The organism is Antarctobacter sp., assembly GCF_048262615.1.
In the GTDB taxonomy this organism is placed as follows: domain Bacteria; phylum Pseudomonadota; class Alphaproteobacteria; order Rhodobacterales; family Rhodobacteraceae; genus Antarctobacter.
Genome location: NZ_JBLXFB010000004.1, coordinates 138,822 through 153,157, shown reverse-complemented (window position 1 = coordinate 153,157; position 14,336 = coordinate 138,822). Strand labels below are relative to the sequence as shown.

The 14,336-nt window shown below is 64.6% G+C and carries 12 protein-coding genes; 1 reads left to right on the top strand and 11 read right to left on the bottom strand.

Annotation, left to right across the window (positions count from 1 at the left end):
- Positions 1-87: 87 nt before the first annotated feature.
- The 7 genes from murB to ACN0S5_RS06155 all read right to left on the bottom strand — a co-directional run bounded on the left by murB (position 88) and on the right by ACN0S5_RS06155 (position 7,434).
- Entirely contained in the window at positions 88-1,014 is a 927-nt protein-coding gene (gene murB / locus ACN0S5_RS06185; protein ID WP_417206994.1) for a UDP-N-acetylmuramate dehydrogenase, read from the bottom strand.
- A 42-nt stretch (positions 1,015-1,056) separates the two neighbouring features.
- Positions 1,057-1,353 (bottom strand): hypothetical protein, encoded by a 297-nt coding sequence (locus ACN0S5_RS06180; protein WP_417206992.1) that lies wholly within the window; start codon positions 1,351-1,353, stop codon positions 1,057-1,059.
- 65 nt (positions 1,354-1,418) lie between these two features.
- Positions 1,419-1,667, bottom strand: coding sequence for a DUF2484 family protein (locus ACN0S5_RS06175; RefSeq protein WP_417206989.1), 249 nt, complete (start codon positions 1,665-1,667; stop codon positions 1,419-1,421).
- 168 nt (positions 1,668-1,835) lie between these two features.
- Complete coding sequence (locus tag ACN0S5_RS06170; RefSeq protein WP_417206986.1) at positions 1,836-3,377, bottom strand: hypothetical protein; 1,542 nt, start codon at positions 3,375-3,377, stop codon at positions 1,836-1,838.
- A 233-nt stretch (positions 3,378-3,610) separates the two neighbouring features.
- Positions 3,611-5,017, bottom strand: coding sequence for a UDP-N-acetylmuramate--L-alanine ligase (gene murC / locus ACN0S5_RS06165; protein WP_417206984.1), 1,407 nt, complete (start codon positions 5,015-5,017; stop codon positions 3,611-3,613).
- A gap of 13 nt (positions 5,018-5,030) precedes the next feature.
- Positions 5,031-6,167: an undecaprenyldiphospho-muramoylpentapeptide beta-N-acetylglucosaminyltransferase gene (murG, locus tag ACN0S5_RS06160; RefSeq protein WP_417206982.1), complete on the bottom strand. Its 1,137-nt coding sequence runs from the start codon at positions 6,165-6,167 to the stop codon at positions 5,031-5,033.
- Positions 6,168-6,267: 100 nt separating this feature from the next.
- On the bottom strand, positions 6,268-7,434 hold the full coding sequence (locus tag ACN0S5_RS06155) for a peptidoglycan glycosyltransferase FtsW (protein ID WP_417206980.1): 1,167 nt from the start codon (positions 7,432-7,434) through the stop codon (positions 6,268-6,270).
- A gap of 199 nt (positions 7,435-7,633) precedes the next feature.
- Here ACN0S5_RS06155 and ACN0S5_RS06150 point away from each other — a divergent pair, with 199 nt between their 5' ends.
- Positions 7,634-8,818: an NAD(P)/FAD-dependent oxidoreductase gene (locus ACN0S5_RS06150; RefSeq protein ID WP_417206979.1), complete on the top strand. Its 1,185-nt coding sequence runs from the start codon at positions 7,634-7,636 to the stop codon at positions 8,816-8,818.
- A 9-nt stretch (positions 8,819-8,827) separates the two neighbouring features.
- On the opposite strand, the gene murD is transcribed toward ACN0S5_RS06150, so the two are convergent.
- The 4 genes from murD to ACN0S5_RS06130 form a co-directional block, all read right to left on the bottom strand.
- Positions 8,828-10,231 (bottom strand): UDP-N-acetylmuramoyl-L-alanine--D-glutamate ligase, encoded by a 1,404-nt coding sequence (murD, locus tag ACN0S5_RS06145; protein ID WP_417206978.1) that lies wholly within the window; start codon positions 10,229-10,231, stop codon positions 8,828-8,830.
- A 62-nt stretch (positions 10,232-10,293) separates the two neighbouring features.
- Positions 10,294-11,376, bottom strand: a complete 1,083-nt coding sequence (gene mraY / locus ACN0S5_RS06140) for a phospho-N-acetylmuramoyl-pentapeptide-transferase (protein WP_417206976.1) — start codon at positions 11,374-11,376, stop codon at positions 10,294-10,296.
- A gap of 14 nt (positions 11,377-11,390) precedes the next feature.
- A complete protein-coding gene (locus tag ACN0S5_RS06135) occupies positions 11,391-12,833 on the bottom strand; it encodes a UDP-N-acetylmuramoyl-tripeptide--D-alanyl-D-alanine ligase (RefSeq protein WP_417206974.1) in 1,443 nt (480 codons plus the stop codon).
- Positions 12,830-14,323, bottom strand: coding sequence for a UDP-N-acetylmuramoyl-L-alanyl-D-glutamate--2,6-diaminopimelate ligase (locus ACN0S5_RS06130; protein ID WP_417206972.1), 1,494 nt, complete (start codon positions 14,321-14,323; stop codon positions 12,830-12,832). The genes ACN0S5_RS06135 and ACN0S5_RS06130 overlap by 4 nt, the downstream gene beginning before the upstream one ends.
- Positions 14,324-14,336 lie beyond the last annotated feature (13 nt).

Genomic DNA, 14,336 nt, shown 5'->3' with positions numbered 1-14,336 from the left:
GCAAATTCTTGCGCGGACGATGCCGCATGTATGTGTGCAACCTGCCTGTGGTCGCCGGGCCCTGCTCTTATTTTCTTGATCGTGGCCCTAGTCGCGGTCCGGTTCACCGACCCGCATGATTTCCCAGTGTAGCTCTATTCCACTGTGTTGGAAAACCTTTTTTCGCACTGATTCGCCCAGCCCTTCAAGGTCCGCCGCCGTCGCGCCCCCGGTGTTCACCAGAAAATTCGAATGCTTGGGCGACATCTGCGCGCCGCCCTGCGTGGCCCCGCGCATCCCCGCCGCGTCGATCACCTTCCATGCCTTCAGGTCATGCGTGTCATCCGCAAGACCGGTCGAGGAAAACCCCGCCGGGTTGCGGAACGTGCTGCCGGCGGTGCGGTCCTTGGTCGGCTGCGTCTCATCGCGCTTCTTCAACTGCGCGTCCATCCGCGCGGCCAAGGCGTCGGGATCGCCCGGCACCCCCTCAAACACCGCCTCGACCAGCACCCAGCCCTCGGGCAAATCGCTTTGCCGGTACTGCAAAGCCAACTCCGCCGCGGGGATCACCACCAGATCGCCGTCCCGCGTCACCGCGCGCACCTCGACCAGATGATCGGCCACATAGGTGCCATAACACCCTGCGTTCATCCGCACCGCACCGCCGATACTGCCCGGAATGGTGCGCAAAAACGTCAGGTCCACGCCCGCCTCTGCGGCGCGCTTGGCCACATGCGCATCCAGCGCCGCCGCCCCCGCCGTCACCCGAGACCCTTCAACCGTGATACCGTTAAAGCCGCGCCCCAACCGGATCACGCAGGCCCGAATGCCACCATCGCGCACAATCAGGTTAGAGCCGACGCCCATCGGGAACACCGGCACTTCGCGCGGCAACTCCGCCAAAAACGCACGCAGATCGTCCAGATCAGCAGGTTGAAACAGCCAATCCGCAGGCCCGCCCACGCGCAGCCATGTCAGATCGTTCAGCGGGCGGTCCGGGGTCAGCCGTCCGCGCGGGGTAGGAAGATCGCTCATGCCCCGGTTGCTAGGCCGCGGGCGCGCGCTCTGCAAGGGGGATCACTCGGCCTGCGCAGCCCCTTGCCCAGCCACCTCGGCCTTGACCCGCCGCCACCGGCCAATCAACGCGCCCAGCCCCAGACCCAGCAGCGCCGGGGCCGCGCCCAGCAGCCAGAGGATCACATAGGCCAGCGCGTCCCAGCCCTGCGCCACCTGGCTCTTGTACAGCCCCCAGGCCATCAGCCCCGCCAAAAGGAGAGTCATGGCCCATGCGGCACGGGACAGCCCATATCGCAAAAAGCCCCAACCGGCGGTCAGACCGATCAGCGCCGCAACAGCGGGAATGACGAAAATCATGGGCGCGGCCCTCCTTCCGGCGCAAATCTCGCCGGTCCGACGCCGTTGCGCCAGTCAGGACGCCCTTACCTTGCGGCGGTCTTGCGCACCCAGCGAAACAGATAGCGCAGCGGCCAGCGCAACACGCTCATGCCCGCGAACAGGACCAGCAGACCCACCCAAGGGCCGTTCTGATAGGTGACGAAACCGACAAGGGGAATGCCCAACGCGATCAGCACATAGGCGCGCGTCCAATGGTTGTCCCGCGACGGGAGCACCGCCAGCACATTGGCCAGCAAAGCCCAGGCACAGGCGAGTATTAGCGAAACCGACATTGTCTGCCCTCCGTGTCCCCCCAGAGGTGCCAAGAGCTTGCGCCAAGGCGGCCCGTCAGACAAGCCCCGCGATAGATGCAATTGCAGAAAAGAGGGTGGTTTGGGCGGTTTGAAAGGGGGAAGGCCCTATCTGCTGACTGGACAGGCGCAAATCCCGTAAGCCCACGGTCAAAACGGCCAAGCATTGCTGTTTATGAATTCAAGCAAGCTCTGCGCCCCTTCATACATTTCTGGAACATTCTCAACGAGCGCATCCTTCCCCTTGTCCAGCTTTGACAGCGCATCGGCGGCTTCAACAATGCGCTTGGCCCGCGTGGACTTCGACCCTTTGGGCGCCTCTCCTGTCTCATCTTTCTCCGCCAGATAGGCCCGCGCAGCACGCGGCAAGATCGCGGTGCAAAAGTAAAAGGCATCTTTCTTGCGTTCGTCGCTTGCCTTGTCGTCCTGAAGAACGATCAGCGCCTCCAGCGCCGCGCGCTTCAGGATCCCCTCTGCATCCAGATGCAGGCCAAGGGTCTGCCGCATCATCATCATGCGCCGCTCGACGGTGCAAAGCTCAAAACGCACCGCCGCCTTGGCCTTCAACTGTTCGACAACCTCGGGCGAGGCCAGACAGATGTCCTCGGCATGGTCGTCCAGCGTCTTGAAGAACCGCGTGACATAGCTTTCCCCGGCATATTTCTCTGCAGTGGCAATCTCCTCCAGTTCTGCGCGCGCGTAGTCCAGCGACCTGAACAAGCTATAGGGTTCCTCGGAGTGACGTCGAATGTCCCGCCGCAACGTGTCGATCACGGGTTTGAAAGCCAGTTTCACCGATTGCCCGAAATTGCTGACGTTCAGCAGCTTGCAGCGCCGGTGGAATTCGCTGATCGCCTCCTGAATACCAGCAACGATCTCTGACAGGTCGCGCGTCTCGATGGCATAGGCGTTGAAAAGCCCGGTCTTGTGGTCCAACTCGATCCGCCAGGCGTGCGGATTCTCGGCAATCACCGCATCCAGCCTGAACCGCGCCTCAATCTCGACAATCCGCGCCGCCACCTTGTCAGGGTCTTTCCAGGTTTCCTCGTCGATCCCCTGCACGATGGCCAGTTGAAGATTTGGGTCAAGTGGTTCGCCTCGTACAGCACTCTCCCACCACCGCGCCCAAAACTCCCAACGTTTGTTTCCGTCATTGTGCCACAATGCCTGCATCTCGGTCTCGGCGTCTTGAAACCAGTCGGGAGCTACATCCTTGGCCCAAATGTTGAAACTTCTTGGGTCAAGTCCCTCAAGCAAAGCAGCCACATCACCCAATATCTCGCATGATTGTTCCTGAGAAAACCGGGCAGCTGCAAATGCAGCAGACTCCGAAAGTGATTCAGAAACCGACGTTCGCGCAGCGGCCCTAGCAGCCGCAAATGCTGCACTGACTCTGTCTTTTCCTTGAGCTGCAATGAACGGATCATAGACGGCATCAGTCCCAAAAGCTGCTTTTGCCGCATTTTTGGAACCCAAAGCATCATTGGCATCTAGCGCTGAGACTAGACAACAACGGAGCAGTGGGAGCACTGAGAGACCTTCCTCAATTGCCCAATCCTCTCCCATCGCCGCACCCCAGATCGGCAAGACCCGCAGCGCCGCCCGATGCGCAATCACCACCGCATCCTGCCGGGGCCGCCCCTCCAGCCACGCCTCCAGCGCCTCCCGATCCTTGATATCCTCAGCCTTCATCCCGCAACTGTCACCGCCACGGCACCGAAACTCAACGACTTATCCCTCACCCCAGCTTCTTCTGTCCAAAAATATCCCGGGGGAGGCCGAAGGCCGGGGGCAGCGCCCCCGCCCCCAAACAAAAACAGCCCCCGAAGGGGCCATTTCTTAAAGAAACGTAAAACCGTCTCTGTAACCCATTGATTTCACATACCCCACAGGCTGTCCACGCGTGGACAAGGGTAGGCCGGGCTTCAGCCCGGCACCGCCTCCAGCCGCGCCGGCAGGCCATTGGCCCAGGCCGAAATCGTGCCCGCCCCAAGGCAGACCACCATATCCCCCGGCTGCGCCTGCTCACGGACCAGCCGCTCCAGATCGTCCTCGTCCCGGATCGCCCGCGCATGCCGGTGGCCATGCCGCACCAGCCCAGCCACCAGATCGTCCCGCGTGGCCCCCGCAATGGGGTCCTCACCGGCGGCAAACACCTCGGCAATCGCCACCACATCCGCCTCGTTGAAACAGGAACAGAATTCCTCAAAGTGGTGCGACAGACGGCTGTACCGATGCGGCTGATGCACCGCGATCACCCGCCCCTCACTGGCCTGCCGGGCCGCCTTCAGAACGGCGGCAATCTCAACCGGGTGGTGGCCATAATCGTCGATGATCGTCACGCCGCCAACCTCACCCACCTTGGTAAAGCGCCGGTTCACGCCGCCGAACGCCGCCAAGGCCTTGCGAATCTCATCGCCCGACATGCCCAGATGCCGCGCCACCGCGATGGCCGACAAGGCATTGCTCACGTTGTGATCCCCCGGCATCGGCAGGGTCATGGCCTCGATCCGCTCACCGCTCTGCTGGAACACCACGTCGAAATGCGCCACGCCACCCTTATACGTCAGCCCCACGGCGCGCACATCCGCCTGAGCGTTGAACCCGTATGTCACCACGCGCCGATCAGACACACGGCCCACCAGGGCCTGCACCTCGGGGTGATCGGTGCAACAGACCGCCAGCCCGTAGAAGGGGATGTTTGACACGAAGTCATAAAACCCGTTGCGCAGGTTCTCGATCGTGCCCCAATGCTCCATATGCTCGGGGTCGATGTTGGTCACGATGGCGATGGTCGCGGGCAGCCGGTTGAAGGTGCCGTCGCTCTCATCCGCCTCGACGACCATCCATTCGCCCTGCCCCATCCGCGCGTTGGAGCCATAGGCGTGGATGATCCCGCCGTTCACCACGGTCGGGTCAAACTCACCGGCGTCCAGCAGCGTGGCGACCATCGTGGTGGTGGTGGTCTTGCCGTGGGTTCCGGCCACGGCCACGTTGGATTTCAGCCGCATCAGCTCGGCCAGCATCTCTGCCCGGCGCACAACGGGCAGACCGCGACGGCGCGCCTCGTCCAGTTCGGGGTTGCCCGGCTTGATCGCCGAGGAGATCACCACAACCTCAGCGCCTTCGAGGTTCGAGGCCACCTGCCCCTCGAACACCCGCGCGCCCAGATCCACCAGCCGCTGGGTGATCTTGGTCGCCTTCAGGTCAGACCCCTGCACCGCATAGCCGTGGTCCAGCAGAACCTCGGCGATGCCAGACATGCCGATCCCGCCAATGCCGACGAAATGGATCGCGCCCACATCGCCGGGCAGCTTTGTCGCGCCGGTCATGCAAGCGCCCCGCTCAATCCCGAAATCCTTCATCTGCCGTGCCCTCATCGTTTGTTGTTATGCCTGCCAGCTCTTCGACCAGCGCGGCCAAGTGGTCCGCCGCCTCGGGTTTGCCCACCCGCAGCGCCGCCTGCACCATGCGGATCGCGCCCTGCTCATTGCTCAGAACCGCCTCTATCGACTCTGTCAGGGTCTCGATGGTCAGCTTGCTTTCCGGGATGCGGATGGCCGCCCCCGCATCCACCAGCGCCTGTGCGTTGGCCATCTGGTGATCGCCCGTCGCATGGGGATAGGGGATCAGGATGCTGGGCCGCCCGATCACCGCGATATCCGCGACAGAGGACGCGCCAGAGCGCGAGATCACCAATTGCGCCTCGCTCATCCGGGCCGGGACGTCATGAAAGAACGGTTGCACATCCGCGTCCAGCCCGTGTTCCGCGTAATAGGTCGCCACGCGCAATTCATCCTCGTCGCGCGCCTGATGGCTGACCCGCAGGTTGCCGACCATCTCCAGCGGCAGCGCGGCAATCGCGGGCGGCACGACGTCCGACAGCGTCCGCGCCCCCTGAGAGCCGCCGATCACAAGGATCGACATCGGATAGGGTCCGGGCGCGATATAGCCCGCCCCGGCGCGTTCGCGCACGGCCATGCGCACCGGGTTGCCGGTGTGGATGCCCTCCACCCCCTCGGGCAGATCGGTGGGCCATGTGCCACAGGCCATCACGTCGACCTTGCCCGCGAACCACGTGTTCACCTTGCCAAGGACGCCGTTCTGTTCATGGATCATGCGCGGCAGTTTCAGCAGCCAGGCGGCGGTCAGCGCCGGGACACTGGGATAACCGCCAAAGCCCACCACCACATCAGGCCGGTCCCGCCGCATCGCGAAAATCGCTGACAACACCCCCGAGGCCAGCCGGAACGGCACCATCGCCTTGGCCAGCACCCCGCCCCTGTCAAAGGTGGCAGAGGCCACCGTCTCGATCTCGACCCCGTCGGGAAAAGCGCCGGTGTAGCGCGCGCCACGGGCATCGGTCGACAGCTTTACCCGCCAGCCGCGCGCCAGCATGATTTCCGCAAGAGCCTGCGCAGGGAACATATGTCCGCCTGTGCCGCCCGCCGCCATCACCAGCAAAGGCTTGCGCTCGCCCATTTACCCAACTCCGTACCCGATCCACGCGCGGATATAACATCCGCATGGCCCCGTCCATGACAAGGGGAAGACCGGCAGGTTCCTGCCCATCGGGCGCGTGTCACCGCGCCCGACCGCGCAGAATGTCGCGGATTTCGCCCTGCGGCCGCGACCGGGTAAAGGCCAGCAGCATGCCGACCGCAATGCCGCCCGCGATCAAAGACGACCCGCCGTAGCTGACAAAAGGCAGCGTCATGCCCTTGGCCGGCAGCAGACGCACCGCAACGCCCATGTTGATCATCGCCTGCACGCCGAACATCGCCGCAAGGCCGGTGCCGGCCAGCCGGATAAACGGATCACGCTCGCGCATCAGCCGGATCAGGCTGCGCATCACGATGGCCGCATACAGCGTCAGGATCACCAGAACCATCAGCAGCCCGTATTCCTCGGCCGCGACAGCGATGATGAAATCCGTATGCGCGTCCGGCAGGCTCCACTTCACCTGCCCCTCACCGACGCCGACGCCGAAAAATCCGCCCTCGCGGATCGCGTTTTCGGCGTAGCCCAGTTGTGAGGTCGGATCGACCTCGGGGTTCAGGAACCCGTCGAAACGGCGCTGAAAATGCTCGGACGAGTTATAGGCCAGCATGCCGCCCAGCACGACCAGCCCCGCCAGTCCCACCAGCAACAGCATCGGCGCGCCGCCGACAAACCACATCACGCCCCAGCCGAACAGCACCAGCGCCGCCTGACCAAAGTCCGGCTGAAACGCCAGCATCATCACGATCGAGAACATGATCACAAAGGAATACATCCGCCCCGGAGGACCGCTCAGCTCTTGTCCTGCGGCCATCAGCCAAGCGGTCATGATCACAAACAGCGGCTTGAGGAATTCAGATGGCTGCACGCTGGCGAACCCAAGGCTGTACCACCGCACCGCCCCCTTGCCGAAATCCGTTCCGAACACCGGCAGCAGGGCCAGCGACACGAAGGCCGCGAAAAAACCCATCACCGCCAGACGCCGCACCATCACCGGCCCCATCATCGAGGTCAGCACCATGGCAATCATCGCCAGACCGCCAAAGAACGCCTGACGCTGGACATAGTAGAACGGCGGCAACCCGATGCGTTCCGCCAGCGGCGGCGAGGCCGCCAGACCCAGCAAGAGCCCCACGCCGAAGAGCATGAAAATGCAGGACAAGGTCCACTTGTCCACCGTCCGCCACCACTTGGGCAACACCGGCTCGCCACCCTTCACGGGCACCGTGCCATAAACCATCTCTGTCATCTGAACACCGCTACTGCCTCGGATCGCCCGGTTTTCCGGGTCTGACGGGTAGTGTAGCGCAGAATTCCGGGCCACGCCAAAGGAATCGGGGGGGTGCAATGGGCGGTGTGCCCGTGCGGCCACGTTGACGCGCCTTTATGTCCTGTCCAAAGCCCGCTGTCCTCTGGCCTTTTCCGGGGTTTGGCCCTACGTCCCGCGCATGTTTGTCAACACTCTGATCCTTGGCGCGGGTGCCGCCGGACTGATGGCCGCCGCCCACGCGGGGCCGGATGTTCTGGTCATCGACCACGCCAAAGCGCCCGGCGAAAAGATCCGCATCTCTGGCGGCGGGCGCTGCAACTTCACCAACATGTACTGCGATCCCAACAGCTTTTTGTCCGGGAACCCGCATTTCGCCAAATCGGCCCTTGCCCGGTATACCCAGTGGGATTTCATCGAGCTGGTCGACCGCCACGGCATCGCATGGCACGAAAAGACGCTGGGACAGCTGTTCTGCGACGGGAAGTCCACCCAGATCGTCGATATGCTGTTGAAAGAGATGGAAAAGACCGGGGCGCGCCTCTGGCTGCGCACAAAGATCAAGGACATTCGCCACGCCGAAGGCCGCTTTGTCACCCGTGTCGAGAAAGAGGGGCAAGAGGTTGAAATCACGTCTCAAAACCTGATCCTCGCCACCGGCGGCAAATCCATCCCCAAGATGGGGGCCACCGGCATCGCCTACGACATTGCCCGGCAGTTTGGCCATGACGTGACCGAGGTCCGCCCGGCGCTGGTCCCCCTCACCTTTGGCGACCGCTTTGTCCCCTTGGCCGGGGTTGCGACCAACACGTTGGTGTCAAACGACAAAGCCAGCTTTCCAGAGGCGATGCTGTTCACCCATCGCGGCCTGTCCGGCCCCTCCATCCTGCAAATCTCCAGCTACTGGCACGAAGGCGAAGAGATCGTGGTCAACCTGCTGCCAGAGGTGGACCTGCCCACCCTGCTCCGGGAAAAGCGCCAGACCGATGGCAAACGCGCGTTGACTGTCGAACTGGCGGCCCATTTGCCCGCGCGACTGGTCAGCTTCATCGGGCAGGAGATTGATCTGAAAGGCAATATCGCTGACCTGTCGGACAGTCGCATCGACCAGTTGACCGATGCGCTGACCGCGTGGCGGCTCAAACCCACCGGGTCTGAGGGGTATCGCACCGCCGAGGTGACCCTTGGCGGCGTTTCGACCACGGGGATCGACTCCAAGTCGCTGATGTCAAAGCATCTTCCCGGCCTCTACGTGATCGGTGAGGCGGTCGACGTGACCGGCTGGCTGGGAGGGTACAACTTCCAATGGGCCTGGGCCTCGGGTGTGGCTGCCGGGCGCGACATCCAGAGCCGCGCAACCGGTTGAAAACGCGCCTTATGTCACGCCCGTCGCGGCGTTGACGCAGGCAATGAAATCCTCGCCGCGTTTCTCGAAACTGTCATACTGGTCGAAACTCGCCGCCGCCGGGGCCAGCAAAACCACCTCTCCCGGTTCTGCATCGGCACTGGCGCGGGCCACTGCCGTCGCCATATCGCCGCAGATTTCTGTCGCGACTCCGGGCAGTTGCAGCGCAAAACTTTCAGGCTCCCGGCCAATGACATAGGCCTTGGCCACATGGCTCAGCCCCGGTTGCAAGGCCGCCAGACCCCCCTCTTTCATTAACCCGCCACACACCCAGCGGACCTTCGGGAACGCCAGCAGGGCCTTCAGCGCCGAATCCACATTTGTTGCTTTGGAGTCATTGACATAGGTGACGCCACCGGCCTCTGCCACGCGCTGACTGCGGTGCGGCAGACCGGCAAAACTGTGCAGGGCCGCCTCAACGTCTCGAGGTGCCAGACCAAGGCTCCGGCACGCCGCGTAGGCGGCACAGGCGTTCTGATGGTTGTGCGCACCGGGCAAGCCCGCCACCTCGCGCAGATCGACCGCGCCGACCTGCCGCCCCTTGCGCCATTCGGACAGAAACCCTTTGCGGGCAAAGACATACCAGCCCGGACCGCCCAGTTTCTGGCCGCTGGACACCCGGATCACCCGGTCATCCGCGCGCCCCTCTGCCAGTTGCCCGGCCAGATACAGCCCCTCGACCTCATCGACGCCGATCACCGCCCGGTCCGGCCCGCCCTCGGCGAACAGCCGTCGCTTGGCCGCGAAATAGCCGCCAAGACCCGCGTGCCGATCAAGGTGGTCGGCGGAAAAGTTGGTGAAAACAGCCACATCCGGCGTCAGGCTGCGCGCCAGATCGGTCTGGTAGCTGGACAGCTCCAGCACCACCACGCCGCCATCCCCCGGCGGGTCGATGTCCAGCACGCCGCGCCCGATGTTGCCCGCCAACTGGCTTTCGCGGCCTGCGGTGGTCAGGATATGGTGGATCAGCGCCGAGGTGGTGGATTTGCCGTTCGACCCGGTCACCGCGATCACTTTGGGCGGTTTGTCATACATGTCCCAGTCGCCGCCAAGGCTCTGAAAGAAAAGGCCGATGTCATTGTCCACCGGCACACCGGCGCGCAGGGCCGCCAGAATGGCGGCATTGGGCTGCGGGTAAAGATGCGGGATGCCGGGCGAGGTGATCAGGCAGGCCACGTCGTCAAACGCCTCCACCCGGTCCAGCCGCCGTGCCTCGAACCCGTCGGCCTCGGCCCGCGCGCGCGCCGAATCCGTATCGTCCCAGACAACCACCTGCGCGCCGCCCTCGCGCAGCGCACGCGCCGCCGACAGGCCGGACCGGCCCAGTCCCAGCACCGCGACCACGGCACCCTCGAACCCGCGAACAGGGATCATGACAGCTCTCCAATAAGGTCACAAAGGTGCGGCAAGCACCTGTCAGACACACCGTTTCCGGCTTAGCGCACTTTCAGCGTGGCCAGCCCGATGATCGCAAGGATCAGCGAGATGATCCAGAAGCGGATCACGATCGTCGGCTCGGCCCAGCCCTTTTTCTCATAGTGGTGATGGATCGGGGCCATCAGAAAGACGCGCTTGCCGGTGCGTTTGAAATACAGCACCTGAATGATGACCGACAGCGCCTCGACCACAAACAGACCGCCGACGATGGCCAGCACGATCTCGTGCTTGGTGGCCACCGCGATGGCCCCCAAAGCGCCGCCCAGAGCCAGCGACCCGGTGTCGCCCATGAACACCGCCGCCGGAGGGGCGTTGTACCACAGGAACCCCAGACCGCCGCCCACGACGCCCGCGGCAAAGACCAGAATCTCACCGGTGCCGGGCACGTAATGCACGTCCAGATACTCGGTGAAATCGACCCGGCCCACCGCGTAGGCGATCACCCCAAGGGTCGAGGTGGCAATCATCACCGGCATGATGGCCAGCCCGTCCAGCCCGTCGGTCAGGTTCACGGCATTGGCCGCGCCCACGATCACGATCATCGCGAAGGGGATGAAGAAGTAGCTGAGATACACCAGCGTGTCCTTGAAGATCGGAAAGGCCACCCGGTAGGTCAGGTCGTCGGGATGATAGGCAGAGGCCCAGAAACCCGCGATGCCCGCGATCAAAAAACCCAGCAAAAGCCGCACCTTGCCGGACACACCAGCGGTGTTCTGCTTGCTCACCTTGGCGTAATCGTCGGCAAAGCCGATGGCCGCATAGGCAATGGTCACAAACAGCACCATCCAGACAAACGGGTTGTCCAGCCGCGCCCACAGCAGGGTCGAGGTGACCAGCGCCCCGATGATCAGCAGGCCGCCCATCGTCGGAGTGCCCGCCTTGGCAAAGTGCCCCTCGGGGCCGTCGTCGCGGATCGGCTGGCCTTTGCCCTGCCGCTTGCGCAGCACGTTGATCAGCGGCTGGCCAAAGATAAAGCCAAAGATCAGCGCCGTCATAAAGGCACCGCCCGCCCTGAAGGTGATGTAGCGAAACAGGTTAAAGGCGTCGCCGCCGTCACTGAACTCTGTCAGCCAGAATAGCATGGCCCTCGTCCTTCCTAGCCTTCCAGATCCGGTGTCGCTTGGCGCAATTTGCGGATGGCGTCAACCACGCGCCCCACCCCCATCGAGAGCGAGCCTTTGGCCAACACAACGTCCCCCGCGTCCAGATCACGCGCCACCCGTTCGGCCATCTTGTCGGCGGTGTCGGTCCAGTGACCGCGCTTGGCCGGTGGCAGATCGCGCCACAGGTGCTGCATCAGCGGGCCGATGCAATGCACCGTGTCGATACGCTCCAGCGCGGGGTTCTGCGCAATGATGCGGTGCAGCGCCACTTCGCTGCGGCCCAGTTCCTTCATGTCGCCCAGATAGGCAATCCGGCGGCCATGCGCGACGCGGCCAACCCCGTGCCGGGGTTCCGCCGCGGCCAGCACCTCCAGCGAGGCAGCCAGCGAGGCAGGATTGGCGTTATAGGCATCGTCGATCAGCTCGACGCTGATGCGGGCATCCACCGGGTCCAGCGCGATCTTTTCGCGCTGACCGCGCCCGGCCCCTGCCTCCCACTGGCCCAGCGCCATGACCGACAGCGCCGGATCAAGGCCCAGCGCATCGGACACCGCCAGCGCCCCAATGGCATTGACCGCGAAATGACGCCCCGGCGCCATCACCTTGAACAGCCGCGTCTCGACCCCGGCCCGGCCCACGGCTACGGTACAGGAATCGCGCACCGTGACCCGGTACAAACGGTATTGGTTACAGGCCTTCTCGCCAAAGCTGACAGCGAAACGGCGGCCTTCGCCGGCCTTTTGCCGCAGGATGGGGCTGACCGCCAGATCGCCGTTGAAGATGGCGGTGCCGTAGGGTTCCAGCCCGTCAAAGATCGCGGCCTTTTCGCGCGCGATGCCCTCGACGCTGTCAAAGGCCGCAAGGTGCGCGGGGGCCACAATCGTGATCAGCGCCACATGCGGCCGCGCCAGACGGGCCAGCGGCGCAATCTCACCGGGATGGTTCATGCCGATCTCGATCACGGCAAAATCCACGTCCCGAGGCATCCGCGCCAGTGTCAGCGGCACACCCCAGTGGTTGTTATAGCTTTTCTCGGCGGCATGGACGCGGCCCTGCGCGGCCAGAACCGTGCGCAGCATTTCCTTGGTCGAGGTCTTGCCGACAGAGCCTGTCACCGCAACAACGCGCGCACGGGTGCGGGCGCGCGCGGCCTGCCCCAAGGCTTCAAGCCCGGCCTGCACGTCCTTGACGAGCAACAGCGGGGCGGTGTCGTCCACCCCCTCGGGGACGCGACTGACCAAGGCCGCCGCCGCGCCCTTGTCCAGCGCCTGTTGGACGAAATCGTGCCCGTCGCGCTCTGCCTTCAGGGCGACAAACAGATCGCCGGGTTTCAGGGTCCGGGTGTCGATCGACACGCCCGTTGCGGTCCAGTCGCAGGGGGTGCTGCCGCCGGTGGCGGCGACCGCCTCGGCAGAGGTCCACAAAGGCGCGCTCATAGCCCCTTCCCGTCCAGCGCCGCCACCGCGATGCTGGCCTGTTCCACGTCATCAAAAGGGTACACCGTATCGCCCACGGTCTGCCCGGTCTCATGGCCCTTGCCGCAGATCAGCAGCGCGTCGCCGGGGCCCAGCCCGTCGACGCCGCGCAGGATCGCCTCGGCCCGGTCGGCCACTTCCAGCGCCTCGGGCGCGCCCTGCATCACCGCCGCGCGGATCAGGGCGGGGTCCTCGGAGCGCGGGTTGTCATCGGTGACGATCACGCTGTCGGCGTTTGCCGTGGCGGCCATGCCCATCAGCGGGCGTTTGCCGCGGTCCCGGTCGCCCCCCGCGCCGACCACGGCAATCAGCCGCCCCATGACATGCGGGCGCAGCGCCTTGCAGGCGGTCGCCACCGCGTCCGGAGTATGGGCGTAGTCGACAAAGATCGCCGCGCCGTTGTCGCGCTTGGCCGCCAGTTGCATCCGCCCACGCACCGTCCCCAGCAGGGGCAGCACGTCGAACACATCTTCCGGGTCGCCGCCGCAGGCAATCACCAGCCCCGCCGCGACCAGAATGTTTTCCGCCTGAAAGCCGCCGATCAGGCCAAGGCGTTCCTGCCGCACGGTGCCCTCAAAGCTCAGCCGGATTTCCTGCCCGGTGGCGTCAAAGCGCTGCGCCTCAAGGCACAGGTCCGCCGCCTCGCGGCCCACGGTGATCACCTCCTGACCGCGCGCCCGCGCGATGGCCAACATGTCCACGCCGCGCGGATCGTCGATGTTGATCACCGCCACGCCATCCTCGGGCAGCACCCGCGCGAACAGCCCCGCCTTGGCGGCGAAATACTCGTCAAAGCTTTCGTGGTAATCCAGATGATCCTGCGTGAAATTGGTGAACCCGGCCGCCGCCAGCGTCACCCCGTCCAGCCGCCGTTGCGCCAACCCGTGACTGGACGCCTCCATCGCCGCATGGGTCACACCGGAGTCCGCCGCCCCCGCCAATACCCGGTGCAGGGTGATCGGTTCCGGCGTGGTGTGTTTCAGCGGTGTCTGCCAATCGCCCTCGACCCCGGTGGTGCCGACATTGACCGCCCGCAGACCCAGTTCCTGCCAGATCTGCCGGGTAAAGCTGGCGACCGAGGTCTTGCCGTTGGTGCCCGTCACCGCCACCACCGTATCGGGCTGCGCCCCGAACCACAGAGCCGACGTATAGGCCAGCGCCTGACGCGGGTCTTCGGCAATCACCAGCGCGGCGTTCGACGCCGCCAGCTCTGCCTCGGCGATCTTTGCGCCCGCCGCGTCGGTCAGCACCGCCGCCGCCCCCATGCGCAGGGCGAACTGGATGAACTCACCGCCATGCACCCGCGTGCCCGGCAGCGCGGCAAACAGGAAGCCCGCGCGCACCTCGCGGCTGTCCACCGCAAGGCCTGTCACCTCGACCTCGCGCCCGCCTCGGGCGGTCAGTCCCAATTGTGACAGGCTCTTGGTCAGGATGCTGCGTTCCGACGCCATGTTTTGCTCGCCC

Coding starts and splice junctions, on each gene's coding strand:
- ACN0S5_RS06150 (WP_417206979.1), top strand. CDS start 7,634: ATGTTTGTCAACACTCTGATCCTTGGCGCGGGTGCCGCCGGACTGATG.
- ACN0S5_RS06170 (WP_417206986.1), bottom strand. CDS start 3,377: ATGAAGGCTGAGGATATCAAGGATCGGGAGGCGCTGGAGGCGTGGCTG.
- ACN0S5_RS06175 (WP_417206989.1), bottom strand. CDS start 1,667: ATGTCGGTTTCGCTAATACTCGCCTGTGCCTGGGCTTTGCTGGCCAAT.
- ACN0S5_RS06130 (WP_417206972.1), bottom strand. CDS start 14,323: ATGGCGTCGGAACGCAGCATCCTGACCAAGAGCCTGTCACAATTGGGA.
- murG (WP_417206982.1), bottom strand. CDS start 6,167: ATGGGCGAGCGCAAGCCTTTGCTGGTGATGGCGGCGGGCGGCACAGGC.
- murD (WP_417206978.1), bottom strand. CDS start 10,231: ATGATCCCTGTTCGCGGGTTCGAGGGTGCCGTGGTCGCGGTGCTGGGA.
- ACN0S5_RS06180 (WP_417206992.1), bottom strand. CDS start 1,353: ATGATTTTCGTCATTCCCGCTGTTGCGGCGCTGATCGGTCTGACCGCC.
- ACN0S5_RS06135 (WP_417206974.1), bottom strand. CDS start 12,833: ATGAGCGCGCCTTTGTGGACCTCTGCCGAGGCGGTCGCCGCCACCGGC.
- murB (WP_417206994.1), bottom strand. CDS start 1,014: ATGAGCGATCTTCCTACCCCGCGCGGACGGCTGACCCCGGACCGCCCG.
- mraY (WP_417206976.1), bottom strand. CDS start 11,376: ATGCTATTCTGGCTGACAGAGTTCAGTGACGGCGGCGACGCCTTTAAC.
- murC (WP_417206984.1), bottom strand. CDS start 5,017: ATGACCGGCGCGACAAAGCTGCCCGGCGATGTGGGCGCGATCCATTTC.
- ACN0S5_RS06155 (WP_417206980.1), bottom strand. CDS start 7,434: ATGACAGAGATGGTTTATGGCACGGTGCCCGTGAAGGGTGGCGAGCCG.